Annotated in this window: 15 protein-coding genes; 8 read left to right on the forward strand and 7 right to left on the reverse strand. The window is 68.2% G+C overall.

The window, feature by feature from the left end:
• Window positions 1–49 precede the first annotated feature (49 nt).
• The 4 genes from ABE438_RS12080 to amaB form a co-directional block, all read right to left on the reverse strand.
• Window positions 50–1,720: a thiamine pyrophosphate-binding protein gene (locus ABE438_RS12080; protein ID WP_346502875.1), complete on the reverse strand. Its 1,671-nt coding sequence runs from the start codon at window positions 1,718–1,720 to the stop codon at window positions 50–52.
• The gene (locus ABE438_RS12085) at window positions 1,713–2,903 is read right to left on the reverse strand and encodes a CaiB/BaiF CoA transferase family protein (protein ID WP_346502876.1); all 1,191 of its coding nucleotides are present in this window, start codon (window positions 2,901–2,903) and stop codon (window positions 1,713–1,715) included. Before ABE438_RS12085 ends, ABE438_RS12080 begins: the two co-directional genes overlap by 8 nt.
• 211 nt (window positions 2,904–3,114) lie before the next feature.
• On the reverse strand, window positions 3,115–4,308 hold the full coding sequence (locus tag ABE438_RS12090; RefSeq protein ID WP_346502877.1) for an acyl-CoA dehydrogenase: 1,194 nt from the start codon (window positions 4,306–4,308) through the stop codon (window positions 3,115–3,117).
• 94 nt (window positions 4,309–4,402) lie between these two features.
• Window positions 4,403–5,923 (reverse strand): L-piperidine-6-carboxylate dehydrogenase, encoded by a 1,521-nt coding sequence (gene amaB / locus ABE438_RS12095; RefSeq protein WP_346502878.1) that lies wholly within the window; start codon window positions 5,921–5,923, stop codon window positions 4,403–4,405.
• 185 nt (window positions 5,924–6,108) lie between these two features.
• Between amaB and ABE438_RS12100 the strand changes: the two genes are divergently transcribed.
• The 3 genes from ABE438_RS12100 to ABE438_RS12110 all read left to right on the forward strand — a co-directional run bounded on the left by ABE438_RS12100 (window position 6,109) and on the right by ABE438_RS12110 (window position 9,362).
• Window positions 6,109–7,023, forward strand: a complete 915-nt coding sequence (locus tag ABE438_RS12100) for a LysR family transcriptional regulator (protein ID WP_346502879.1) — start codon at window positions 6,109–6,111, stop codon at window positions 7,021–7,023.
• Window positions 7,024–7,603: 580 nt separating this feature from the next.
• Window positions 7,604–8,824 carry an NAD(P)/FAD-dependent oxidoreductase gene (locus ABE438_RS12105; protein ID WP_346502880.1) on the forward strand — a complete coding sequence of 407 codons (1,221 nt, stop codon included), beginning with the start codon at window positions 7,604–7,606 and terminating at the stop codon, window positions 8,822–8,824.
• 31 nt (window positions 8,825–8,855) lie between these two features.
• Window positions 8,856–9,362 carry a DinB family protein gene (locus ABE438_RS12110; RefSeq protein WP_346502881.1) on the forward strand — a complete coding sequence of 169 codons (507 nt, stop codon included), beginning with the start codon at window positions 8,856–8,858 and terminating at the stop codon, window positions 9,360–9,362.
• A 6-nt stretch (window positions 9,363–9,368) separates the two neighbouring features.
• Here the strand turns inward: ABE438_RS12110 and ABE438_RS12115 are convergent, their stop codons facing one another.
• The gene (locus ABE438_RS12115; RefSeq protein WP_346502882.1) at window positions 9,369–10,289 is read right to left on the reverse strand and encodes a hydrogen peroxide-inducible genes activator; all 921 of its coding nucleotides are present in this window, start codon (window positions 10,287–10,289) and stop codon (window positions 9,369–9,371) included.
• 140 nt (window positions 10,290–10,429) lie between these two features.
• Here ABE438_RS12115 and katA point away from each other — a divergent pair, with 140 nt between their 5' ends.
• From katA to ABE438_RS12130, 3 genes are all read left to right on the forward strand, one after another.
• The gene (katA, locus tag ABE438_RS12120; protein WP_346502883.1) at window positions 10,430–11,935 is read left to right on the forward strand and encodes a catalase KatA; all 1,506 of its coding nucleotides are present in this window, start codon (window positions 10,430–10,432) and stop codon (window positions 11,933–11,935) included.
• 133 nt (window positions 11,936–12,068) lie between these two features.
• Window positions 12,069–13,277 carry a M20 family metallopeptidase gene (locus ABE438_RS12125; RefSeq protein ID WP_346502884.1) on the forward strand — a complete coding sequence of 403 codons (1,209 nt, stop codon included), beginning with the start codon at window positions 12,069–12,071 and terminating at the stop codon, window positions 13,275–13,277.
• A gap of 918 nt (window positions 13,278–14,195) precedes the next feature.
• A complete protein-coding gene (locus tag ABE438_RS12130; RefSeq protein WP_346502885.1) occupies window positions 14,196–15,866 on the forward strand; it encodes an AIPR family protein in 1,671 nt (556 codons plus the stop codon).
• Window positions 15,867–15,995: 129 nt separating this feature from the next.
• Here ABE438_RS12130 and uvrA read toward each other — a convergent pair whose 3' ends face one another.
• Together uvrA and clpB are read right to left on the reverse strand one after the other, a co-directional pair.
• A complete protein-coding gene (gene uvrA, locus ABE438_RS12135) occupies window positions 15,996–19,103 on the reverse strand; it encodes an excinuclease ABC subunit UvrA (protein WP_465248606.1) in 3,108 nt (1,035 codons plus the stop codon).
• A 265-nt stretch (window positions 19,104–19,368) separates the two neighbouring features.
• On the reverse strand, window positions 19,369–21,990 hold the full coding sequence (clpB, locus tag ABE438_RS12140) for an ATP-dependent chaperone ClpB (protein WP_346502886.1): 2,622 nt from the start codon (window positions 21,988–21,990) through the stop codon (window positions 19,369–19,371).
• A gap of 183 nt (window positions 21,991–22,173) precedes the next feature.
• Here clpB and ABE438_RS12145 point away from each other — a divergent pair, with 183 nt between their 5' ends.
• Window positions 22,174–22,503 (forward strand): DUF2293 domain-containing protein, encoded by a 330-nt coding sequence (locus tag ABE438_RS12145; RefSeq protein ID WP_346502887.1) that lies wholly within the window; start codon window positions 22,174–22,176, stop codon window positions 22,501–22,503.
• A gap of 57 nt (window positions 22,504–22,560) precedes the next feature.
• Window positions 22,561–23,319, forward strand: coding sequence for an MOSC domain-containing protein (locus tag ABE438_RS12150; protein WP_346502888.1), 759 nt, complete (start codon window positions 22,561–22,563; stop codon window positions 23,317–23,319).
• Window positions 23,320–23,336: the final 17 nt, after the last annotated feature.

Here is a 23,336-nt window from a genome sequence, read left to right on the forward strand (position 1 = left end):
ACGGCCCGGAAAGTTCAATGGCGACGGCAGGGTGGTTTTCGCCTTGCGCTCAGCCCTTGGCGGCGAAGGCTTCTGCGCGGATGGTCGAGAGCGACTTCGCCGGGGTGATCGCCTCGGGATCCAGCATGCAGTGGATGATCGCCGGCTTGCCCGACGCCACCGCGCGCTCGAAGGCCGCGGCGAACTCCCCCGTGGTCTCGACGCGCTCGCCATGGCCGCCGAAGGCGCGGGCATAGGCGGCGAAGTCCGGGTTCTTCAGCGTGGTCGCCGAGACGCGGCCGGGATATTCGCGCTCCTGGTGCATGCGGATCGTGCCGTACATGCCGTTGTCGACCAGGATCACGATCACCGGCAGGTCGTACTGGACCGCGGTGGCGAAGTCCTGCCCGTTCATCATGAAGCAGCCGTCGCCGGCGAAGGCGACCACCGTCCGCTCGGGGAAGAGCCGCTTGGCGCCGATCGCGGCCGGCACGCCATAGCCCATCGAGCCCGAGGTCGGGGCGAGCTGCGTCGCGAATTTGGTGAAGCGGTGGAAGCGGTGCACCCAGGTGGCGTAGTTGCCGGCGCCGTTGCACAGGATCGCGTCGGCCGGCAGGGTGCGCCGCAGCCAGGTCACCATCTCGCCGGGGTGGAAGGCGCCGGGCACCGGCGCCGGCTGCTCGCTCCAGCCGAGATAGGCCTCGTGCGCTTCCGCCGCCGCGCCGGCCCAGGCGATCTCCTGCGGCGGGTGGACGGTCTCCAGAGCGGCGCAGAAGGCGGTCGGCGAGGCGTTGATCGCCAGCTCCGGCCGGTAGACGCGGCCGAGCTCCTCCGGGTCGGGATGGACATGCACCAGCGGCCGGCCGGGATCGGGAATGCCGAACAGCGTGTAGGACTGGCTCGGCATCTCCGAGAGGCGCCCGCCGACCATCAGCACCAGGTCGCTGTCCTTGATCCGCTGCAGCAGCTTGGGATTGGGGCCGATGCCGAGATCGCCGGCGAAGCTGGGATGGTCGGCCGGGAACAGCATCTGCCGGCGGAAGGAGACCGCGACCGGCAGGTCGAAGCGCTCGGCGAAGCGCTGGAAGCGCTCGATCGCCTGCGGGTTCCAGCGCGAGCCGCCAAGGATGGCGATCGGCGCCTTGGCCGCCCAGAGCCGCTTCTGCAGGTCGATGGTCTGCAGCAGCGAGGGATGGGTCTCGGTGACCTGGTAGGGCTGCGCGTCGGCGACCGTGGCGAGGTCGGTCAGCACGTCCTCCGGCAGGGCGATCACCACCGGGCCGGGCCGGCCGGCGGTGGCGACATGGAAGGCGCGGCTGATGATCTCGGGAATGCGGGCGGCGTCGTCGATCTCGGTCGCCCACTTCGTCATGGTGCCGAAGACGGCGCGGTAGTCGAGCTCCTGGAAGGCCTCGCGCTCGCGCATGCCGCGCTCGATCTGGCCGACGAACAGGATCATCGGCGTCGAATCCTGATGGGCGATGTGGATGCCCGGCGAGGCGTTGGTGGCGCCGGGACCGCGGGTGACGAAGCAGATGCCGGGCTTGCCGGTCAGCTTTCCGGCCGCTTCCGCCATCATCGCCGCGCCGCCCTCGGCCCGGCAGATCGTCACCTTGAGATCGGCGTCGTGCAGCGCGTCGAGCACGGCGAGATAGCTCTCGCCGGGAACGCAGAAGGCGTCGGTCGCGCCATGGATCAGCAATTGATCGACGAGGATCTGCCCGCCTGTCCGTTCAGCCATGGTGCGGCCCTCCCCAGGCCGGATCGTTCAAAATTTCGTCGGCGTGCTCGCCGAGTTGCGGGCTCGGGCGGGCGGCGACCTGGCGCACCCCGTCCATGAGGATCGGCGAGGCGACGGTCGGGATCGTGCCGTCCCTGGCGCCGGCGCTCGGCAGGTCGACGCGCACGCCGCGCGCCTGCACCTGCGGATCGGCGAAGACCTCGTCGATCGTGTTGATCGGGCCGGCCGGCACGCCGACGGCCTCGAGCCGCGCCAGCAGGTCGAGCTTGGCGAAGCGGCCGGTCAGCGCCTGCAGCCGCGCCGTCAGCGCCACGCGGTTGGCGACGCGCGAGCGGTTGTCGGCATAGTCCGGCTCATTGGCGAAGCCGGCATCGCCGAGCGCCTCGCAGAGCTTGCGCCACTGCCCGTCATTGCCGGTGGCGATGATGATGTGGCCATCGGCGACCGGGAAGACGTCGTAGGGCACGATGTTCGGATGGGCGTTGCCGAGCCGCGGCGGCGCCTGGCCCGAGACGAGATAGTTCATCGCCTGGTTGCCGAGCACCGCGATCTGCGAATCCAGCAGCGCCATGTCGAGCGTCGCGCCCTCGCCGGTGGCGTCGCGCCGGCGCAGTGCGGCCAGGATGCCGGTGGTGGCGTAGAGGCCGGTATAGATGTCGGCGACGGCGTAGCCCGCCTTCATCGGCGCGCCCTCCGGCTCGCCGGTGACCGACATCGGCCCGCCCATGCCCTGGACCAGGAAGTCGTAGCCGGCGCGCGGAGCGTAGGGCCCGTCCTGGCCGAAGCCGGTGACCGAGCAGTAGACCAGCCGCGGATAGGCCTTGCGCATCGCGGCGGCGTCGAGCCCGTATTTCACCAGCCCGCCGACCTTGAAATTCTCGATGACGACATCGGCGTGGGCGGCGAGGCGATGCACCAGCGCCTGGCCTTCCGGCGTGCGGAAATCGGCGGTGATTGAGCGCTTGCCGCGATTGGCGGAGTGGAAATAGGCGGCCGAGAGATGCGCCTCGCCCGTGCCCGCGACGAAGGGAGGGCCCCATTTGCGGGTGTCGTCGCCTTCCGGCGCCTCGACCTTGACGACATCGGCGCCGAGATCGGCGAGCAGCTGGCCGATCCAGGGCCCGGCGAGGATGCGCGCCAGTTCCAGCACGCGCAGGCCGGCGAGGGGAGGGGCTGAGGTCATCGCGCGCTCGTTCCCCCCCCGCTCACGGTGGGGAGGGCTGGGCTGGAGGGACGGAAAACGCGGCGCAGTGTGTCGGGGGGCAGCCGAAACGTGCCTGCGGGAAGCCGTCTCAACCGGTCGCTCGGCCCCCCAGCCGACCCTCCCCACCGTGAGCGGGGGGAGGGCAGGGTCTTTATCGGCCATCGTCGCGTTCATGACGATCGACTGAGTGTCAGAAGAACGCCTGCAGGCCGGTGACGGCGCGCCCGAGGATCAGCGCGTGGACGTCGTGCGTGCCCTCATAGGTGTTCACCGTCTCGAGGTTCGCGGCATGGCGCATCACGTGATACTCGATCTGGATGCCGTTGCCGCCGTGCATGTCGCGGGCCTGGCGGGCGATGTCGAGCGCCTTGCCGCAATTGTTGCGCTTCACCAGGGAGATCATCTCCGGCGCCAGCTTGCCCTCGTCGAGCAGGCGGCCGACGCGCAGCGAGCCCTGCAGGCCGAGCGTGATCTCGGTGACCATGTCGGCCAGCTTCTTCTGGTAGAGCTGCGTCTGTGCCAGCGGCTTGTTGAACTGCTTGCGATCGAGCCCATACTGCCGGGCGCGGTGGAAGCAGTCCTCGGCGGCGCCCATCGCGCCCCAGGAGATGCCGTAGCGGGCGCGGTTGAGGCAGCCGAACGGACCCTTCAGGCCCGAGACGTTCGGCAGCAGGTTCTCCTCCGGCACGATGACGCCGTCCATGACGACCTCGCCGGTGATCGAGGCGCGCAGGGAAAGCTTGCCGCCGATCTTCGGGGCGGAGAGGCCCTTCATGCCCTTTTCGAGGATGAAGCCGCGGATCTGGTTGTCATGCGCGGCCGACTTCGCCCACACGACGAAGACGTCGGCGATCGGCGAGTTCGAGATCCACATCTTCGAGCCGGTCAGCCTGTACCCGTCGGCGACCTTCTCGGCGCGGGTCTTCATCCCGCCCGGATCGGAGCCGGCATCCGGCTCGGTCAGGCCGAAGCAGCCGACCCATTCGCCCGAGCCGAGCTTGGGCAGGTACTTCTTGCGCTGCTCCTCGCTGCCATAGGCGTAGATAGGGTACATCACCAGCGAGGACTGCACGCTCATCATCGAGCGATAGCCGGAATCGATGCGCTCGACCTCGCGGGCCACCAGCCCGTAGGAGACGTAGTTGGCGCCGGCACAGCCATATTCCTCGGGCACCGTGACGCCGAGCAGGCCGAGCTCGCCCATCTCGTTGAAGATGGCGCGGTCGGTCTTCTCGTCGAGATAGGCCTCGGCGACGCGCGGCATCAGCTTCTCCTGCGCGTAGTCGCGCGCGGAATCGCGGATGAGGCGCTCATCCTCGCTCAGCTGCTCGTCGAGCAGGAAGGGGTCTTCCCAGGTGAACTGCGCGAGCCTGTCGCTGGCCATGTGTCTCGTCTCCCCTTGTCTCGTGCACACCATCGGTCCGGGCTCGCTGCTGCGCAGCGCCCCGGAACGACGGTGTGGTTCCTCGGTTCAGCTCTCAGGCGTCCACGTCGAAGCTGACGCCCTGCGCCAGCGGCAGCGTGGTGCCGAAGTTCACGGTGTTGGTGGCGCGGCGCATATAGGCCTTCCAGGCGTCGGAGCCGGCCTCGCGGCCGCCGCCGGTTTCCTTCTCGCCGCCGAAGGCCCCGCCGATCTCGGCGCCCGAGGGGCCGATATTGACGTTGGCGATGCCGCAATCCGAGCCCTCGTCGGAGACGAAGAGTTCCGCCTCGCGCATGTTGAGCGTGAAGATCGAGGAGGACAGGCCGGCGCCGACCGCGTTCTGCATGGCGATCGCCTCGTCGAGCGAGGCGTATTTCATCACATAGAGGATCGGCGCGAAGGTCTCGCGCTCGACCGGGCCGGTCTGCGACGGCATCTCGACAAGGGCCGGGCGGACATAGAACCCGCCGGCGCCGACATCGACCTTCTCGCCGCCATGGACGGTGCCGCCGGCGGCGCGCGCCTCCGACAGCGCCTTCTGCATGCCCTGATAGGCGCCCTCGTCGACCAGCGGGCCGACCAGCACGCCGGCCTTGCGCGGGTCGCCGATGGTGACCGAGCCGTAGACCTTGACCAGCTTCGGCACGAGCTGGTCGTAGACGCTTTCGTGCACGATCAGGCGGCGCAGCGTGGTGCAGCGCTGGCCGGCGGTGCCCATCGCGGCGAAGGCGATGCCGCGCAGCGCGATGTCGAGATCGGCGGAGGGGGCCACGATCGCGGCGTTGTTGCCGCCGAGTTCGAGGATGGCGCGGGCGAAGCGGGCGGCGAGCTTCTGGCCGACCTCCTTGCCCATCCGGGTCGAGCCCGTCGCCGAGACGACCGGCACGCGGTGGTCCTGCACCAGGATGTCGCCGATCTCGCGGCCGCCGATCAGCACCTCGGAGAGGCCGGCCGGGGCCTCGGGGCCGAAGCGCTTCATCGTCTTCTCGACGATGGCCTGCACGGCGAGCGCGGTCAGCGGGGTCTTCTCCGACGGCTTCCAGACGACGCTGTCGCCGCAGACGAAGGCCAGCGCCGCGTTCCACGACCAGACCGCGACCGGGAAGTTGAAGGCCGAGATCACGCCGCAGACGCCGATCGGGTGCCAGGTCTCCATCATGCGATGGTTCGGGCGCTCGGTCGCGATGGTCAGGCCGTAGAGCTGGCGCGACAGGCCGACGGCGAAATCGCAGATGTCGATCATCTCCTGGACCTCGCCGAGGCCCTCCGAGGTGATCTTGCCGGCCTCGAGCGTCACCAGCAGGCCGAGATCGTCCTTGGCGGCGCGCAGCTCCTCGCCGAGCAGGCGGACGAACTCGCCGCGGCGCGGCGCCGGCACCTTGCGCCAGGCGAGATAGGCCGACTGGGCCCGGCCGATTGCGGCCTCGGCTTCCGCCGGAGTGGTCTCGCGCAGCGTCGCCACCGTCTCGCCGGTGATCGGCGAGCGGGCGGCCAGGCCGGAAGTGGAATAGGCCGTGTCGGCGACGCCGAGCCGCTTCAGCAGGGCGAGGGCATCGGTCGGCAGGGAAGAGGTCATGAGCGTGGTCCTGGACAAGCGCGGCGAGCCGGGGCGCTGCCGACCGGGGCGACCGCTTGGCCGGTTCCGGGGCACAGCGCCCTGATCCGGGCGGCCTCGCGGCCGCCCGGCCATTCGCGGGAGAATGCCCTCTTTCGGTCCTGCGGGGCAATCGATATGTTCTCACGACTTGATCAGGAAAACTCATGACCGTCGAGATCGTCCCGGGCCGTCTCTCGGTGCCCTCGCTCTCAGCGCTCGCCGCTTTCGAGGCGGCGGCGCGCCATGGCAGCTTCACCCGCGCCGCCGAGGAGCTGAGCCTGACCCAGGGCGCGGTCAGCCGGCAGATCGCGCTGCTGGAGCAGACCCTCGGGCTCCAGCTGTTCGAGCGTGTGCGCAAGCGCGTCGGCCTCACCGCGGCCGGCGCCGCCTATGCCGAGGAGGTGCGCGACGGGCTCTCGCGCCTGGCGGCGGCGACGCTCTCGGCCATGGCCTTTCGCGGCACCGGCGGCCTGCTCAATCTCGCCAGCCTGCCGACCTTCGGCACGCGCTGGCTGATCCCGCGCCTGCCGCGCTTCACCGAGGCGCATCCCGGCATCACCATCAACTTCTCGACGCGGCTGGTGCCGTTCGATTTCGCCCATGACGAGGCCGACGCCGCCATCCATTTCGGCCATCCGGTCTGGCCGGGCGCGCGGCTGCACCGGCTGATGGGCGAGGAGGTCGTGCCGGTCGCCGCGCCGGCGCTGCTCGCCCGCGCCGGCATCGCCGAACCGGCCGACCTGCTGCGCCTGCCGCTGCTGCAGCAGTCGACGCGGCCGCGCGCCTGGGCGAGCTGGCTCGAGCAGCAGGGGCTCTCGCGCGACAAGCTGGTGATGGGCCCGCGCTTCGAGCAGTTCGCCATGGTCTCGCAGGCCGCGGTCGCCGGGCTCGGCGTCGCCATCGTGCCGCGCTTCCTGATCGAGGAGGAGTTGCGCAGCGGCGCGCTGGCCGTCGCGGTCGATCGCCCGGCCCGCGGCCCGGAGGGCTATTACCTCGTCTATCCCGAGGCGAAGGCGACGCTGCCGGCGGTCGTCGCCTTTCGCGACTGGCTGCTCGGCGAGTGCGAGGGGATGAGCTGACGATGCGTGCCGCTTGTCCGGGAGTTCGCTGGGCATAGGCGCTGGGTCGATGCCCCGATGGTCGCGGACGGACCGCAGCGGCAGCGGTCGCGCCCGATCGACGACGTCGTGGTCATGGGTTCCGGGCTCGCCGCTGCGCGGCGCCCCGGAATGACGGCGCGACAGGCTGAAAGACCGCCTGTCGATCCGGCAGGGGACGCAACGCGCGTGATGCACGCCGCTCGCCGTAATGCCCGCCGCTCGGCAGGCCGCATCACGCCCCGGAACCACCGCCGTCATTCCGGGTCGGGCCGAAGGCCCGAGCCCGGAACCCATGACCACGCGGCCGCTCCAGCCCCCACGCCGGGTGACACCCCGCCGCCGGCCGCCCTCACTTCGCCCCGGACCAACCCCGTCATTCCGGGGCGGGCCGAAGGCCCGAGCACGGAACCCATGACCACGCCGCCGCTCCAGCCGACACGCCGGGCGACACCCCGCTCCCGACCGACCCCACACTTGCCCAAGCGCCCCTCTCGACAAGCGCCTGCGCAGCCGTCATTCATGCGCAAAGGTCACGAACCCTGCTCCGCGAAGGTCAGCCATGCCCATGGTTTCGGATACCGCCGACGTCGTCATCGTGGGAGGGGCCGCGATCGGCTCGTCCGTGGCCTGCCATCTCGCCGCCGATCCCGGCTTTCGCGGCAAGGTGATCGTGATCGAGAAGGATCCGACCTACCGGCTCTCGGCCTCGGCGCTCTCGGCCGCCTCGATCCGCCAGCAGTTCTCCAGCCCGGTCAATATCCGCATCTCGCTCTTCGGCATCGAGTTCCTGCGCCGGATCGGCAGCCATCTCGCGGTCGCGGGCGAGGCGCCGTCGATCGACCTGCACGAGGGCGGCTATCTCTATGTCGCCTCCGAGGCCGGGCGGCAGATCATCGAGGATAATCAAAGGCTTCAGCAGCAGGAGGGCGCCGATGTCGCGCTTTATGCTGCAGCGATGCTGCGCAGCAAATTCGGCTGGCTGAACACCGAGGACCTCGCCTGCGGCAGCTATGGCGTCAGCGGCGAGGGCTGGTTCGACGGCTGGGCCCTGCTCCAGGCCTTCCGCAGGAAGGCCCGCTCGCTCGGCGTCGAATACCGCCAGGGCGAGGTCGCGGCCTATGTTGTCGAGGGCGGGCGCGTCACCGGCGTCGAACTCGCCGACGGCTCCCGCATCGCCTGCGCCGCCGCGGTCAACGCCTCCGGAACGCATGGCGCCCGGCTCGCCGCCACCGCCGGCGTCGCGATCCCGGTCCGCTCGATGAAGCGCTATGTCTACAGCTTCACCTGCAAGGGCGCGGTCGAGAACTGCCCGCTGCTGATCGACACCTCCGGCGCCTATGTCCGGCCTGAAGGGCAGCGCGGCGCCGACGGGCAGATGTTCATCTGCGGCGCCTCGCCGCCGGCCGCGCTCGACCGCGAATGGATCGAGACCGACCCGGATGTCGAGGATGTCGACTGGTCCTTCTTCGAGGAGCATGTCTGGGCGCCGCTCGCCCATCGCGTCCCGGCCTTCGAAGCGATCCGCCCCGGCCGCGCCTGGGCCGGCCCCTACGACATGAACGGGCTGGACGGCAACGCCATCCTCGGCCCGGCGGTCGGCGTGCCCAATCTCTACCTCGCCAACGGCTTCTCCGGCCATGGTTTGCAGCAGTCGCCGGCGGTCGGGCGCGGCCTGGCCGAGCACATCGCGCATGGCCGCTATCTCAGCCTCGATCTCGCCGATCTCGGCCATGCGCGTATCGTCGCCGGAAGGCCGCTGACGGAAGCCAACATCATCTGAGCCGCGAGCCGGCCGCGCGGAGGAGACGGACATGATCGACAAGGGCTTCGTCACCACCATGGCGCGCTACAACGCCTGGCAGAACGAGAACCTCTACGGCGCCGCGGCCACGCTCGACGATGCGGCGCGCCGGCAGGAGCGCGGCGCCTTCTTCGGCTCGATCCACGGCACCTTCTGCCATCTGCTCTGGGCCGACCGCATGTGGCTGTCGCGCTTCGCCGGCACGCCGAAGCCGACCGTGCCGGGCAGCGACTCGGCCCGGATGATCGCAGGCTGGGACGAGCTCGCCGCCGAGCGCCTCTTGACCGACCGCGCCATCGCCGACTGGGCGCAAGGCGTGGACCCGGCCTGGCTGGCCGGCGATTTCAGCTGGGTCTCAGGCATCTCGCGCCGCGAGCTGACGCGCCCCGCAGCCCAGCTCGTCATGCATTTCTTCAACCACCAGACGCATCATCGCGGCCAGGTCCACGCCATGCTGACCGCGGCCGGCGCCAGGCCCGGCGACACCGACCTGATGCTGATCGACCTGCGCGCCTGAGCGCGCTCACCCCGGCTCGCCGGCGCTGGCCAGCACGCCGCGCCCGACCTCGGCCAGCAGTGCGCCCAGTGCCTCGAAATCGCGACGCCGCGCCGAGGTGCGCCGCCAGACCAGCCCGATCGCCCGGCTCGGCGCCGGCTCGCCCAGCCGCGAGACCCTGACCGGCAATCCGGGCCGGATCTCGACCGGCAGCGCCATGGCCGGCAGCAGCGTCGCGCCGAAGCCGTTCGCCACCATCTGCACGATCGTCGACAGGCTGGACGCCCCGTATTGCCGCCGCGTGGCCGGACTGGCCACGCTGCAGAAGCTCAGCGCCTGGTCGCGCAGGCAATGCCCCTCCTCGAGCAGCAGCAGGTTCTCCTGCGAGAGCGCGGTCTCCGGCGTCAGCGCCGGCCCGGTCGCCGGTGCGCCGGCCGGCAGCACCAGCAGGAACGGATCGTCGAACAGATGCAGGCTCTCCAGCCCGGCGCGGTCGACCGGCAGCGAGAGCAGCGCCACGTCGAGCCGGCCGGCCGCGAGATCCTCCAGCAGCGTCGCCGTCTGCGTCTCGCGCAGGCCGAGCGCCAGCGCCGGATGGCGCGCCTGCAGCAAAGGCAGCGCCGCCGGCAGCAGATAGGGCGCGATCGAGGGGATCACCCCCAGCTCCAGCCGCCCGCTCAGCGTCTCGGAGCGCTGGCGCGCATGCTCGGCCAGGTCCTGCACCTCCATCAGGATGCGCCCCGCCCGCGCCGCGATCTCGGCGCCGGGCTCGGTCAGCGCCACGGCGTTGCGCCGTCGCTCGACCAGCTGGATGCCGAGGCGCGCCTCCAGCTCCTGCACCTGCACCGACAGCGCCGGCTGGCTGACGCCGCATTCGCGCGCGGCCCGGCCGAAATGGCGGTGGCGTGCCACCGCCGCGAAAAAGCGCAGCTGCTTCAGGGTGATCATATCGATAATGTAAACCTATCGTAGCGCCGTGAAAACGGTATTGGACATGATCGTCCAAACGTCATCTTGTTTTCTCCAATTCCAGCCAGGCTGGCCGCCCGCCGGCCGGCCGGCTCACGCATCTTGTTAAGGAGGACGCGATGTCGAAGACCCCGACGATGACCACGAGCGCGGGAGCGCCCGTTCCCGACAACCAGAACTCGGTCTCGGCCGGCCCGCGCGGTCCGCTGCTGCTGCAGGACTACCAGCTGATCGAGAAGCTGGCCCACCAGAACCGCGAGCGCATTCCCGAGCGCGTCGTCCACGCGAAGGGCTGGGGCGCGCACGGCACGCTGACCATCACCGGCGACATCTCGAAGTACACCAGCGCCAAGGTGCTGCAGCCGGGCGCCGAGACCCCGCTGATCCTGCGCTTCTCGACGGTCGCCGGCGAGCTGGGCGCCGCCGATGCCGAGCGCGACGTGCGCGGCTTCGCCATCAAGTTCTACACGCCCGACGGCAACTGGGACTTGGTCGGCAACAACACGCCGGTGTTCTTCGTGCGCGACCCGGTGAAGTTCCCCGACTTCATCCACACCCAGAAGCGCCACCCCAAGACCAATATGCGCTCGCCCACCGCGATGTGGGACTTCTGGTCGCTCTCGCCCGAGAGCCTGCACCAGGTCACCATCCTGATGTCGGATCGCGGCCTGCCGGTCGCGCCGATGTTCATGAACGGCTACGGCTCGCACACCTATTCGCTGTGGAACGAGGCGGGTGAGCGCTACTGGGTGAAGTTCCACTTCAAGACCATGCAGGGCCACCGCCACTACACCAACGAGCAGGCCGAGCAGGTCATCGGCCGCACCCGCGAGAGCTACCAGGAGGAGCTCTACGGCACGATCGAGCGCGGCGAGTTCCCGAAGTGGAAGGTCCAGGTCCAGATCATGCCCGAGCTGGACGCCGAGAAGACCGCCTACAACCCGTTCGACCTGACCAAGGTCTGGCCGCATGCCGACTATCCGCCGATCGACATCGGCGTGCTGGAGCTGAACCGCAATCCGGAGAACTATTTCGCCGAGATCGAGCAGCTCGCCTTCTCGCCCTCGAACATCGTGCCCGGCATCGGCTTCTCGCCCGACAAGATGCTGCAGGGCCGGATCTTCTCCTATGCCGACGCCCATCGCTACCGGCTCGGCACGCATTACGAGACGATCCCGGTCAACCAGCCGAAATGCCCGTTCCATCACTATCACCGCGACGGGCAGATGAACGTCTATGGCGGCATCCGCACCGGCAATCCCGACGCCTATTACGAGCCGAACTCCTTCGGCGGCCCGGTCCAGGCTCCTGCCGCCAAGGAGCCGCCGCTGCGGCTTTCGGGCGATGCCGACCGCTACGACCACCGCGTCGGCAATGACGACTATTCGCAGCCGCGCGCTTTGTTCGAACTCTTCGATCCCGCCCAGCGCGAGCGCCTGTTCTCCAACATCGCGGCCGCGATGGGCGGCATCCCGCAGCACATCGAGGAGCGCCAGCTGGCGCATTTCGACAAGGTCCATCCCGACTACGGCAACGGCGTGCGCCGCGCGCTGGCCCGGGCCGACGGGCGCGAGCGTCCGGCGATCTCGGTGACGCCGAACACCCCGCAGAGCGCCGCCGAGTGAGGCGCGTCCTCGGCTGACGCATCAGGCCGCGGCGCAAGCCGCGGCCTTTTTCATGCGCGGTCGTCGCCCGTGCTCGCCCCGCCGGCCGCGCCGGCTATACTCCGCCGCACCAGCCGCCGCAGGAGCCTTGCCGATGACCGACCGGACCGACGCCGAAGCCCGCATCACCGCCTGGCTGGGCGAGCGCCGCGAGGCGATGATCGCCCTGCTGCGCGAACTGGTCGACACCGATTCCGGCTCGCACGACAAGGCGGGCGTCGACCGCGCCGGCGCCGTGCTCGCCCGCTTCCACGAGGCCAACGGGCTCGCCGTCGAGGTGATGCCCGACACCCGCTATGGCGACGCGATCCGCGCCACTTTGGCCAGCGAGAGCGCCAACGACCGCCGGCCGGTGCTGCTGCTCGGCCATCGCGACACCGTCTTCCCCCAAGGCGAGCCACAGCGCCGCCCCTTCACCATCCGCGAGGACCGCGCCTACGGGCCGGGCGTCGCCGACATGAAGGGCGGGCTCGTCATCGAGGCCTTCGTCGCCGCCGCCTTCGCCGCATGCGGCGGGCTCGACGCGCCGCTGGTCATGCTCACCACCAGCGACGAGGAGATCGGCTCGCCCTTCTCGCGCCCGCTGATCGAGGCCGCCGCCCGCGAGGCGCGCTGCGTGTTCAACGCCGAGCCGAGCCGCCTGCCGGTCGGCAGCGAATTCGGCCGAGACCGGCGCCAGTCGATCACCAGCGGTCGCAAGGGCGGCGTGTTCATGCGCGCCCAGTTCACCGGCCGCCCGGCCCATTCCGGCGTCAACTACGAGAAGGGCGCCTCGGCGATCGTCGATCTCGGCCACAAGATCCCGCGCCTGCAGGGGCTGACCGATCTCGACGCCGGCATCACCGTCAATGTCGGGCTGATCGGCGGTGGCCAGACCGTCAACACCATCGCGCCCGACGCCTGGTGCGAGATCGACCTGCGCTACCGCACGCCGACGCAGCGGGCGCAGATGATCGAGGCGATCCGCGCCATCGTCGAGACGCCCGCGGTCGCCGGCACCACGGCCGCGCTCACCGTCAAGGGCGAGTTCGTGCCGCTGGAGCAGACGCCGGACTCGCTGGTGCTCTACGACATCTACCGCGAGGCCGCCGCCGGCTTCGGCATCGCGGTCACGGCGGAATACACCGGCGGCTGCGCCGATTCCGGCTTCACCGCCGCCCAGGGCTGCCCGACCCTGTGCAGCGTCGGGCCGGTCGGCGGCATGGCCCACACGCCCGACGAGTTCCTCGAGCTCGAGAGCCTCGTCCCGGCGGCGCAGACGCTGGCACTCGCCGTGATGCGCGTCGCCGCCCGCGTCGACTGAGGCCAGCGGGCGCTCCGCGCAGGGTCTGGCGCCTCGCGCGGCAAGGCACCGCCTGCGCGGCAAATCACCGCCCGCGCGGGAAGTCACCGCCTCGCACGGCGAGGCGCTGCCCGCGCGCGGCTCACCGCCTGCTCGGCAAGTCACCGCATGGGCGGCAAGGCACCGCCCGCGCGACGGCTCGCCGCCCGCACGATCGCCGCCGTCACGGTCTCGGCCCCTCCTGACCGGCCGGGGGCGCGGCCGCCACGCACGCCAATGCGTCCCGCCCGGCCAGCGGCCCAGCCGCCGCGCAGGCCGATGCGGCCCGCCCGGCCGGGTGGCGGCGGGGCGGGGGAGAGAGCACGGGGCTGGCGGAGCGCCGCGAGGCGCCAGATCGACAATCCGCTTCCATTGAGCCAGGAAGCGGCGCGGAAGGATTGAGCCACCTTCCGCACGCCCCGTGGCGCTCCGCCTTCGGCGATTTCGGACTCCGGGCCGCGCGTCCCGGCCGGGCCGCCTCGATGCCGTGGCTCCCGCGACGCCAGGTCGGCTCTTCGCCTCGTCGCGTCCCGTTTCACCACGGCGCCGGACGGCGCGGCACTCTAGCGAGCTCCTCGCGCAGGGGCCGTATTACCCCCAGGGCGGTTCCCGAAGCCTCCCGGGAGCGGGGCGTAACCCCCGCCCGCAGGCGCCGACCCCCACCCAGCCTCTGGCATACCTCCGGACGGCCGCCCCGTTTGGGTGATGGGCGAGGGGAGTATGCGGGAGGTCGGGGCGGTGGGGATAAGATTGCCGTCAAAAAGCCGCGCATGACATCGCTCAAAACGCTCTCTACAACACTCAGTAAGAGCATTAGAGATATTGAAAAGCTCGGTGTTGGTGATTCTAACCAACAGCACGGGTCATGCGATTGATTGTTCGCTGCGCTGGGGAGACGACATGGCCGACGAACTTGGTGAGATTCTAAAGTCAATTGACGAACTTGCAACGCGAGCCAAGCTGTCGCGTCAGCGGGCATTTGCAGCGTGGTATGCTATCAATTTCCGCGATCTTGATGAGGATGACGCTCTCGAAGCAGCAGCTGCTGATGGCGGGAACGATCAGGGCATCGATTTAATTTTTGCCGATGACGCAAGCGAGCAGATCGTTGTCATTCAAGCCTACTGTCCGGAGCGAATGGACAAGGCCACACCAAAGAACAAATGGGATGCTCTTGTCGCCTGCTTAGCCTTTGTACAGCATCCTGAAGCTTTAGCGCAGGCGGGGCGTCCTGACTTAGCGGAGATGGTCGGAGATCTTACGCGCGAGAATCCTAATTATGATGTTAGTCTCTCTTTAATATCATTAGGTAAATCAAGCGAACAGATTTTTAAATCTGTAGCAACTCATCAGAAAAGCGCGCCTAAAAATGTCGTATATTCGTGGCATCCACAAGAGGTGATAGTCGAAAGCTACCGGGCGCTCGTGGAGTCTTCTGAAGGTGTGGCCGAGGACAGTCTTAATTTTACTGGCGGCTACCTTAAGGACGAAGGTGATTATGGGCGAGCATGGTTAGGCTCTGTCAGCGCAAAAGAGCTCATCAGGCTGCATGGCGAGCATGGCACTAAGCTGTATGCGGGAAACATCCGTCTCTTTCTCGGAGCTCGGAAGGGTGGCATCAATGAGCAGATCATTGCTACGGCCAAGGATGCCCCAGGTAATTTCTGGGCGCTGAATAACGGAATAACGATTGTCGCTGACCATGCTGATGAAATTGATGCGGGAAGCACCTCTTTGAAGCTGAAGCGTTTCAGCATTGTCAATGGATGCCAGACAACAAACAGCCTCGTACGCGCCGGATCAGAATCGGCCAAGGTTTTGGCTCGAGTGATTGCTGCAAAATCAAATTTGCGAAATGATATTGTCAGATTTAATAACTCCCAGAATGCAATCAAAATCTGGACAGTTAGGGCGGCCGACAAAACACAGCAAAATCTGCAGCGCCAATTTAAGAAATTTGGAATCGAATATGCCCCTAGGCAGGACGGCGCGAGGAAGAGGACGGGCAAGGACACTATCGAGCTGGATAGATTGGCTCAATACATCGCATCTTCTGATAAAGAATTTCTTATCCAAGCTATTGATAATAAGGGAGAGTTGTTTGACCAGCCGTATCAAAAACTATTCCCAAAAGACATAAGCGAACGCCGAGTATATTTAGCGTGGCTTTCCGGTCTTGCCTCCGATGCGGAGCGTAAGAAGCTTTTGGAGAAAATCGGGGATACTTCAAGTGGTTTGCTGACCGTGACGTCTGGATTTTGGATTGTATATACATCCTTCATTTTGATGAAAAAATTCAGCGACTTAGACTCTGGAATAATAACTCTTGATAAGATGAAAAATCAGTCATTCCAGAATTCAATAAATAAATATGCTGCTAAAGCAACGGAGATTTTCTTTGATGCGGCGATTGATACTTACGATCGTTCCGAATATGGTTCTGTAAAAGCGACACTTAGATCCACAAAATTTCTTGGAAAAATGGATTCTAAAATTGCAATGCGCGTCGCAAAATTAAAGGCAAAAGAGTTGCCAAATTTAGTGGATGTTTGTAAGTCCATTAAAGTTTAGTTTTATTTTCTAAAAAAGGGTGCGGCGCGCAATTGCCGCATCCTTTCCTTTATAGCGTTGGCCTTGTTTGCCGAGTGTCAGCCCTGTTGACTCTGTGTTGAATTTTCAACTTAAACTGCATTGCAACAGTCACTCCGCCGCCTGCGCCCCAGTCCCCTTCAACGGCCTTCTCTCCAGCACCTCGCGCAGGAAGCGCGCGGTGTGGCCCTTGCCGATCCGCACCACGTCTTCCGGCGTGCCCTGGGCCACGACCTCGCCGCCGCCGTCGCCGCCTTCGGGGCCCATGTCGATGATCCAGTCGGCGGTCTTGATCACTTCGAGGTTGTGCTCGATGACCACCACCGAATTGCCCTGCTCGACCAGCTCGTGCAGCACCTCCATCAGCTTGGCGACGTCGTGGAAGTGCAGGCCGGTGGTCGGCTCGTCGAGGATGTAGAGGGTGCGGCCGGTGGCGCGCTTGGAGAGCTCCTTGGAGAGCTTGACGCGCTGCGCCTCGCCGCCCGACAGGGTGGTGGCCTGCTGGCCGACCTTGACGTAGTCGAGCCCGACGCGCGCCAGCGTCACCATCTTCTCGCGGATCGAGGGCACGGCCTTGAACAGCTCCTTGGCCTCCTCCACCGTCATGTCGAGCACGTCGGCGATCGAGCGGTCGCGATACTTCACCTCGAGCGTCTCGCGGTCGTAGCGCTTGCCCTTGCAGACGTCGCAGGTGACGTAGACGTCCGGCAGGAAGTGCATCTCGATCTTGATGACGCCGTCGCCCTGGCAGGCCTCGCAGCGGCCGCCCTTCACGTTGAAGCTGAACCGGCCGGCCTGGTAGCCGCGCGCCTTCGCCTCCGGCAGGCCGGCGAACCAGTCGCGGATCGGGGTGAAGGCGCCGGTATAGGTCGCCGGGTTGGAGCGCGGCGTGCGGCCGATCGGCGACTGGTCGATGTCGATGACCTTGTCGAGATGCTCCAGCCCCTCGATGCGCTCATGCGGCGCCGGCTGGGCGATGGCGCCGTTCAGCTTGCGCGCGATCGCCTTGTAGAGCGTGTCGATCACCAGCGTCGACTTGCCGCCGCCGGAGACACCCGTGATGCAGGTGAACAGGCCGAGCGGAATGTCGACCGTGACGTCCTTGAGGTTGTTGCCGCGCGCGCCGACGATCTTCAGGCTCCGGCCCTTCTGCGGCTTGCGGCGCCGCGGCGGCACCGGCACGCTGAGCGCGCCGGTGAGATATTGCCCGGTGAGCGAGTTCGGATCGGCCAGGATGTCCTCCGGCCGGCCCTGCGAGACGATTTCGCCGCCATGGATGCCGGCGCCGGGGCCGACATCGACGACATAGTCGGCGGTGAGGATCGCGTCCTCGTCATGCTCGACCACGATCACCGTGTTGCCGAGATCGCGCAGCCGGCGCAGCGTGCCGAGCAGGCGCTCATTGTCGCGCTGGTGCAGGCCGATCGACGGCTCGTCCAGCACGTAGAGCACGCCGGTCAGCCCCGAGCCGATCTGGCTGGCGAGGCGAATGCGCTGGCTCTCGCCGCCCGACAGCGTGCCCGAGGCGCGGGCGAGGGTGAGATATTCCAGCCCGACATCGAGCAGGAAGCTCAGCCGGTCGCGGATCTCCTTGAGGATGCGCGGGGCGATCTCGTTCTGCTTCGCCGAAAGCCGCGAGGGCAGGGCGCTGACCCAGTCGAGCGCATCGCGCACCGAAAGCCGCGAGACCTCGCCGATATGGCGCCCGTCGATCTTCACCGCCAGCGCCTCGGGCTTGAGGCGGTAGCCGTTACAGGCGGCGCAGGGCGTCTCCGACATGAAGCGCCCGATCTCCTCGCGCGCCCAGTCGCTCTCCGTCTCCTTCCAGCGCCGCTCCATATTGGTGATGACGCCCTCGAAGGGCTTCTTCACCTCATAGGCGCGCAGGCCGTCATTATAGGCCATGCGCACCGCTTCGGTGCCGGTGCCGTAGAGGATGGCGTCGCGCGCCTGCTGCGGCAGCTCCGACCAGGGCTTGGTCATCGAGAAGCCGAAATGACGGGCCAGCGCCTCGAGCGTCTGGCCGTAATAGGGCGAGGTCGACTTGGCCCAGGGCGCGATCGCCCCCTTCTTCAGCGTCAGCGAGGCGTCCGGCACGATCATGCCGGGGTCGATGCGCATCTCGTGGCCGAGCCCGTCGCAGGTCGGGCAGGCGCCGAACGGGTTGTTGAACGAGAACAGCCGCGGCTCGATCTCGGGAATGGTGAAGCCGGAGACCGGGCAGGCGAATTTCGAGGAGAAGGTGACGCGCCGCGGCTCGCCGTTCTCCTCCTTTTCGTCGGCATATTCGAACACCGCGATGCCGTCGGCGAGGTCGAGCGCCTGCTCGAGCGAATCCGCCAGCCGCGCCCCGAGATCGGGCCGGATCACGATGCGGTCCACCACCACGTCGATGTCGTGCTTGAACTTCTTGTCGAGCGAGGGCGCGTCCGGGATCTCGTAGAAGGCGCCGTTGACCTTGACGCGCTGGAAGCCGCGCTTCAGCCAGTCGGCCATCTCCTTGCGGAACTCGCCCTTGCGGCCGCGCACCACCGGCGCCAGCAGATAGCCGCGCGTCTTCTCCGGCAGGGCCACCAGCCGGTCGACCATCTGCGAGACGGTCTGGCTCTCGATCGGCAGGCCGGTCGCCGGCGAATAGGGGATGCCGGCGCGGGCCCAGAGCAGGCGCATATAGTCGTGGATCTCGGTGACGGTGCCGACCGTCGAGCGCGGGTTCTTCGAGGTGGTCTTCTGCTCGATCGAGATCGCCGGCGAGAGCCCGTCGATCTGGTCGACATCGGGCTTCTGCATCATCTCGAGGAACTGGCGGGCATAGGCCGACAGGCTCTCGACATAGCGGCGCTGGCCCTCGGCATAGATCGTGTCGAAGGCGAGCGAGGACTTGCCCGAGCCCGACAGGCCGGTGAACACCACCAGCTTGTCGCGCGGAATGGCGAGGTCGACATTCTTGAGGTTGTGCTCGCGCGCCCCGCGCACCGAGATCATCCGCGCATGCGCCTCCGCCGCCAGGTTCGCGCCGGCCTTGGCGTCGAACAGCGCCTCCAGCGACGCCGCCTGCTCGGCCAGCGTCGCCTTGGCGGCCGCGGGCTTGGCAGCGGACGGCTTGGCGGTCGCGGTCTTGGCAGTCTTTGTGCTGGCAGTCTTCGCCTTGGCGCTCGTCGTGCTGGCGGCAGGAGCCTTGCCGTCCGTCGCGGCGGAGCTTTGAGTCTTGCGGGCCATGTCGGGATCCGGTTGGGGGCAGCCGTAGAGATAGGGCAAAAGCCGTTCCGTGCCAGATCGGGCCGGCGGCGGGCGGGCATGACTAGCACGCAGGCGGCGATGTTGCCGCATTGTTCCTGCCGGCTGTCCTGACAAAGATTGTCAGCAGCGCGTCAGGGGCGGGACGAGCCCCCGCCCGAGCCGGCATGCCGCGGGCGCGGGCCGCCGCAACGACAAAGGGCGCCGCTCGCGCGGCGCCCTCGTCATCATCGGGGTGCGGAACCCCTCAGTTCAGCGGCACGCCCGCCGGGCGCTGCTCGCTTGCGGCGGCGAACTCGCCCAGCATCAGCCCGGCCGGGCCGACGGTGAGCGGCACGGTCTCGCCGTCCCGGATCGCGCCGGCGAGCAGCAGCTCGGCCAGCGGGTCCTGCACCGACTTCTGGATCACGCGCTTCAGCGGGCGCGCGCCATAGGACGGGTCGTAGCCCTTCTCGGCCAGCCAGTCGCGCGCCTCGGGCGAGAGGTCGAGCGCGATCTTGCGGTCGACCAGCAGGCGGCCGAGGCGGGCCATCTGGATGTCGACGATGGCGCCCATATCCGACCGCCGCAGGCGATGGAACAGGATGATGTCGTCGATCCGGTTGAGGAACTCCGGCCGGAAGGCGTGGCGGACCACGCCCATGACCTCGTCGCGCACGGCCTCCGAATCCTCGCCCTCGGGCTGGTTCACCAGATACTCCGAACCGAGATTCGAGGTCATGATGATCAGCACGTTGCGGAAGTCGACCGTGCGGCCCTGGCCGTCGGTGAGCCGCCCGTCGTCGAGCACCTGCAGCAGGACGTTGAACACGTCCGGATGCGCCTTCTCGACCTCGTCGAACAGCACGACCTGATAGGGCCGGCGCCGCACGGCTTCGGTCAGGGCACCGCCCTCCTCATAGCCGACATAGCCGGGAGGCGCGCCGATCAGCCGGGAGACCGAGTGCTTCTCCATGTATTCCGACATGTCGAGCCGGACCATCGCCGTCTCGTCGTCGAACAGGAAGGCGGCGAGCGCCTTGGTCAGCTCGGTCTTGCCGACGCCGGTGGGCCCGAGGAACATGAAGGAGCCGATCGGACGGTTCGGGTCCTGCAGGCCGGCGCGGGCGCGCCGCACCGCCTTGGACACCGCCTCGACCGCCTCCTTCTGGCCGACGACGCGGGCGCCGAGCGTCTGCTCCATCTGCAGCAGCTTCTCCTTCTCGCCCTCCAGCATCTTGTCGACCGGCACGCCGGTCCAGCGCGAGACCACCGCCGCGACATGGTCGGGCGTCACCGCCTCCTCGACCATGCCGGACTGGCCGCCATTGGCCTCGATCTCGGCGAGCTGCTTCTCCAACTGCGGGATCTCGCCATAGGCCAGCTCGCCGGCGCGCTGGTACTCGCCCTTGCGCTGCGCCTGGGCCAGTTCGTTGCGGGCATTGTCGAGCCGGGTCTTGATCTCCGCCGCCTGGCCGAGCTTGTCCTTCTCGGCCTTCCAGGTCGCGGTGATCGCGGCCGAGCGGGTCTCGAGCTCGCCGAGCTCGCCTTCGAGGCGCCGCAGCCGCTCCTTCGAGCCGGCGTCGCTCTCCTTCTTGAGCGCCTCCTGCTCGATCTTCAGCCGGACGATCTCGCGGTCGATCGAGTCGAGCTCCTCGGGCTTGGAATCGACCTGCATGCGCAGGCGCGCCGAGGCCTCGTCGACCAGGTCGATCGCCTTGTCGGGCAGGAAGCGATCGGTGATGTAGCGGTTCGACAGGGTCGCGGCCGAGACCAGCGCCGAATCCGTGATGCGGACGCGGTGGTGCTGCTCGTACTTCTCCTTGAGGCCGCGCAGGATCGAGATCGTGTCCTCGACCGTCGGCTCCTCGACGAAGACCGGCTGGAAGCGCCGGGCCAGCGCCGCGTCCTTCTCGACATATTTGCGGTACTCGTCGAGCGTGGTCGCGCCGACGCAGTGCAGTTCGCCGCGCGCCAGCGCCGGCTTCAGCAGGTTGGAGGCGTCCATCGCGCCGTCGGTCTTGCCGGCGCCAACGAGCGTGTGCATCTCGTCGATGAACAGGATGACGCCGCCGGCCGCGGCCGAGACCTCGGACAAAACCGCCTTCAGCCGCTCCTCGAACTCGCCGCGATATTTCGCGCCGGCGATCAGCGAGCCCATGTCGAGGGCGAGCAGCTCCTTGTCCTTCAGGCTTTCGGGCACGTCGCCATTGACGATGCGCAGCGCCAGCCCCTCGGCGATGGCGGTCTTGCCGACGCCGGGCTCGCCGATCAGCACGGGATTGTTCTTGGTGCGCCGGCTCAGCACCTGGATGGTGCGGCGGATCTCCTCGTCGCGGCCGATCACCGGGTCGAGCTTGCCCTCGCGGGCCGCCGCGGTGAGGTCGCGGGCGTATTTCTTCAGCGCGTCATAGCCCTGCTCGGCCGAGGCTGAGTCGGCGGTGCGGCCCTTGCGGATCGCTTCGATCGCGGCGTTGAGGCCCTGCGGCGTCACGCCGGCGGCGGCCAGCGCCTTGCCGGCCTCGTTGTCCTTCTCGATCGCCAGCGCCAGCAAAAGCCGCTCGACCGTGACAAAGCTGTCGCCGGCCTTGTCGGCCGCCTTCTCGGCGGTGTCGAAGACGCGCGCCAGGGCCGGCGTCAGATGCAGGCCGCCGGCGCCGCCGCCGCTGACCTTGGGCTGCTTGGCGAGCGCGGCCTCGACCGACTGGCGCGCCAGCCGCGACTGGCCGCCCGAGCGGTCGATCAGACCGGCGGCCATGCCCTCCTGATCGTCGAGCAGCGCCTTGAGCAGGTGCTCCGGCGTGAACTGCTGATGGCCCTCGCGCATCGCGATGGTCTGCGCCGCCTGGAGGAAGCCCTTGGCCCGGTCCGTGTACTTCTCGATGTTCATCTGTATCGCTCTCCGCCCGCCGGTCGCGCCCCGTAGCGGCGGATCCGGCTGCCCTTTCGTCAGGATGGGGCCCCCTGAGGCGACCCCTCGGGCCAGAGATAGGTGTTGCTTTCCCGCAACGGAAGGGGTGAGGGCCCGGGAGTCACGTTGACGCGGCTGCGGCATCCTGTCCAGCATCGCGCCATGGTCGGGACGAAGCGGCAGCAGGCGATTCGCAAGGCGCTCCGGGCGCTGGCGCCGGGCATCCCCTTCGGTGATGCCGAGGCGGTGCTGACGCTGGCAGGCCGCCCGGCGATGAAGGCGCTGCCGCCGGGCACCGCGCTCTGGCTGGCGCTGGCCAGCCATGTCCGCCACGTGCACACCGATTACGACCAGCTGCTCGCCGAGGGCTATGAGCGCGACGCCGCCCGCTTCTTCGTGGCCGAGCCGAGCGACGACGTGCTCGCCGGCTGGGGCTGCCAGCGCTCGGTGCTCGACGGCGAGATGCTGGAGGAGGGCGCGCCCGGCGCGTGACCGGGGCGCGCGCCCATGGCAGGGTGCGCCGCTTTCGCAGACGGGAACGGTCGGTCCATGCGCGTCATGTCGCTCTATCGCTATCCGGTGAAGGGGCTCTCGCCCGAGCGGCGCGAGGCCTTCGCCCTGCCGGAGGGCGGCCATGTGCCGGGCGACCGGCTCTTCGCCATCGAGAACGGCCCTTCGGGCTTCGACCAGGCCGCGCCGGTGCACCAGCCGAAGATCAAGTACCTGATGCTGATGCGCAATGCGGCGCTGGCCCGGCTGCGCACGCGCTATGACGACGCTTCGGGCACGCTCGTGGTCGGTCATGAGGGCGTGGAGGAGCGCTTCGACCTCGCCAGCGAGGCGGGGCGCGCGGCGCTCGCCGCCTTCCTGGGCCGCGCCGTGCCGGAGGAGCTGCGGGGCCCGCCGCGCCTGCTGACGGCGCCGGCCGGCTACCGCTTCACCGATTCGCGCTCGGGCTTCGTCTCGCTGATCAACCTCGCCAGCGTCGCCGATCTGGCGCAGCGCATGGGCGCGCCGCTCGATCCGCTGCGCTTCCGCGGCAACGTCATGCTCGCCGACCTGCCGGCCTGGGGCGAGAACGAGCTCGTCGGCCGGCGGCTCGCCACCGGCTCAGGGCTGGTGCTCGAGGGCATCAAGCGCATCGAGCGCTGCGCCGCGACCAATGTCGACCCGGCGACCGGTGAGCGCGATCGCCAGATCCCCAAGGCGCTGATGCAGCTCTACGGCCATGTCGATTGCGGGCTCTACTGCCGCATCCTCGCCGCCGGCAGCCTCGCCGAGGGCGACGTGCTCAGCCCGGCCGACTGAGCCGGCGGCCATCGCCG

The organism is Allobosea sp. TWI1241 (assembly GCF_039673065.1).
Lineage (GTDB): Bacteria > Pseudomonadota > Alphaproteobacteria > Rhizobiales > Beijerinckiaceae > Allobosea.

Bases quoted from the DNA above. Each gene is read 5' to 3' on its own strand.
- uvrA (WP_465248606.1), bottom strand. From the start codon at position 19,103: ATGGCCCGCAAGACTCAAAGCTCCGCCGCGACGGACGGCAAGGCTCCT.
- ABE438_RS12105 (WP_346502880.1), top strand. From the start codon at position 7,604: ATGCCCATGGTTTCGGATACCGCCGACGTCGTCATCGTGGGAGGGGCC.
- ABE438_RS12130 (WP_346502885.1), top strand. From the start codon at position 14,196: ATGGCCGACGAACTTGGTGAGATTCTAAAGTCAATTGACGAACTTGCA.
- ABE438_RS12115 (WP_346502882.1), bottom strand. From the start codon at position 10,289: ATGATCACCCTGAAGCAGCTGCGCTTTTTCGCGGCGGTGGCACGCCAC.
- katA (WP_346502883.1), top strand. From the start codon at position 10,430: ATGTCGAAGACCCCGACGATGACCACGAGCGCGGGAGCGCCCGTTCCC.
- ABE438_RS12125 (WP_346502884.1), top strand. From the start codon at position 12,069: ATGACCGACCGGACCGACGCCGAAGCCCGCATCACCGCCTGGCTGGGC.
- clpB (WP_346502886.1), bottom strand. From the start codon at position 21,990: ATGAACATCGAGAAGTACACGGACCGGGCCAAGGGCTTCCTCCAGGCG.
- ABE438_RS12150 (WP_346502888.1), top strand. From the start codon at position 22,561: ATGCGCGTCATGTCGCTCTATCGCTATCCGGTGAAGGGGCTCTCGCCC.
- ABE438_RS12090 (WP_346502877.1), bottom strand. From the start codon at position 4,308: ATGGCCAGCGACAGGCTCGCGCAGTTCACCTGGGAAGACCCCTTCCTG.
- ABE438_RS12110 (WP_346502881.1), top strand. From the start codon at position 8,856: ATGATCGACAAGGGCTTCGTCACCACCATGGCGCGCTACAACGCCTGG.
- amaB (WP_346502878.1), bottom strand. From the start codon at position 5,923: ATGACCTCTTCCCTGCCGACCGATGCCCTCGCCCTGCTGAAGCGGCTC.
- ABE438_RS12080 (WP_346502875.1), bottom strand. From the start codon at position 1,720: ATGGCTGAACGGACAGGCGGGCAGATCCTCGTCGATCAATTGCTGATC.
- ABE438_RS12100 (WP_346502879.1), top strand. From the start codon at position 6,109: ATGACCGTCGAGATCGTCCCGGGCCGTCTCTCGGTGCCCTCGCTCTCA.
- ABE438_RS12085 (WP_346502876.1), bottom strand. From the start codon at position 2,903: ATGACCTCAGCCCCTCCCCTCGCCGGCCTGCGCGTGCTGGAACTGGCG.
- ABE438_RS12145 (WP_346502887.1), top strand. From the start codon at position 22,174: ATGGTCGGGACGAAGCGGCAGCAGGCGATTCGCAAGGCGCTCCGGGCG.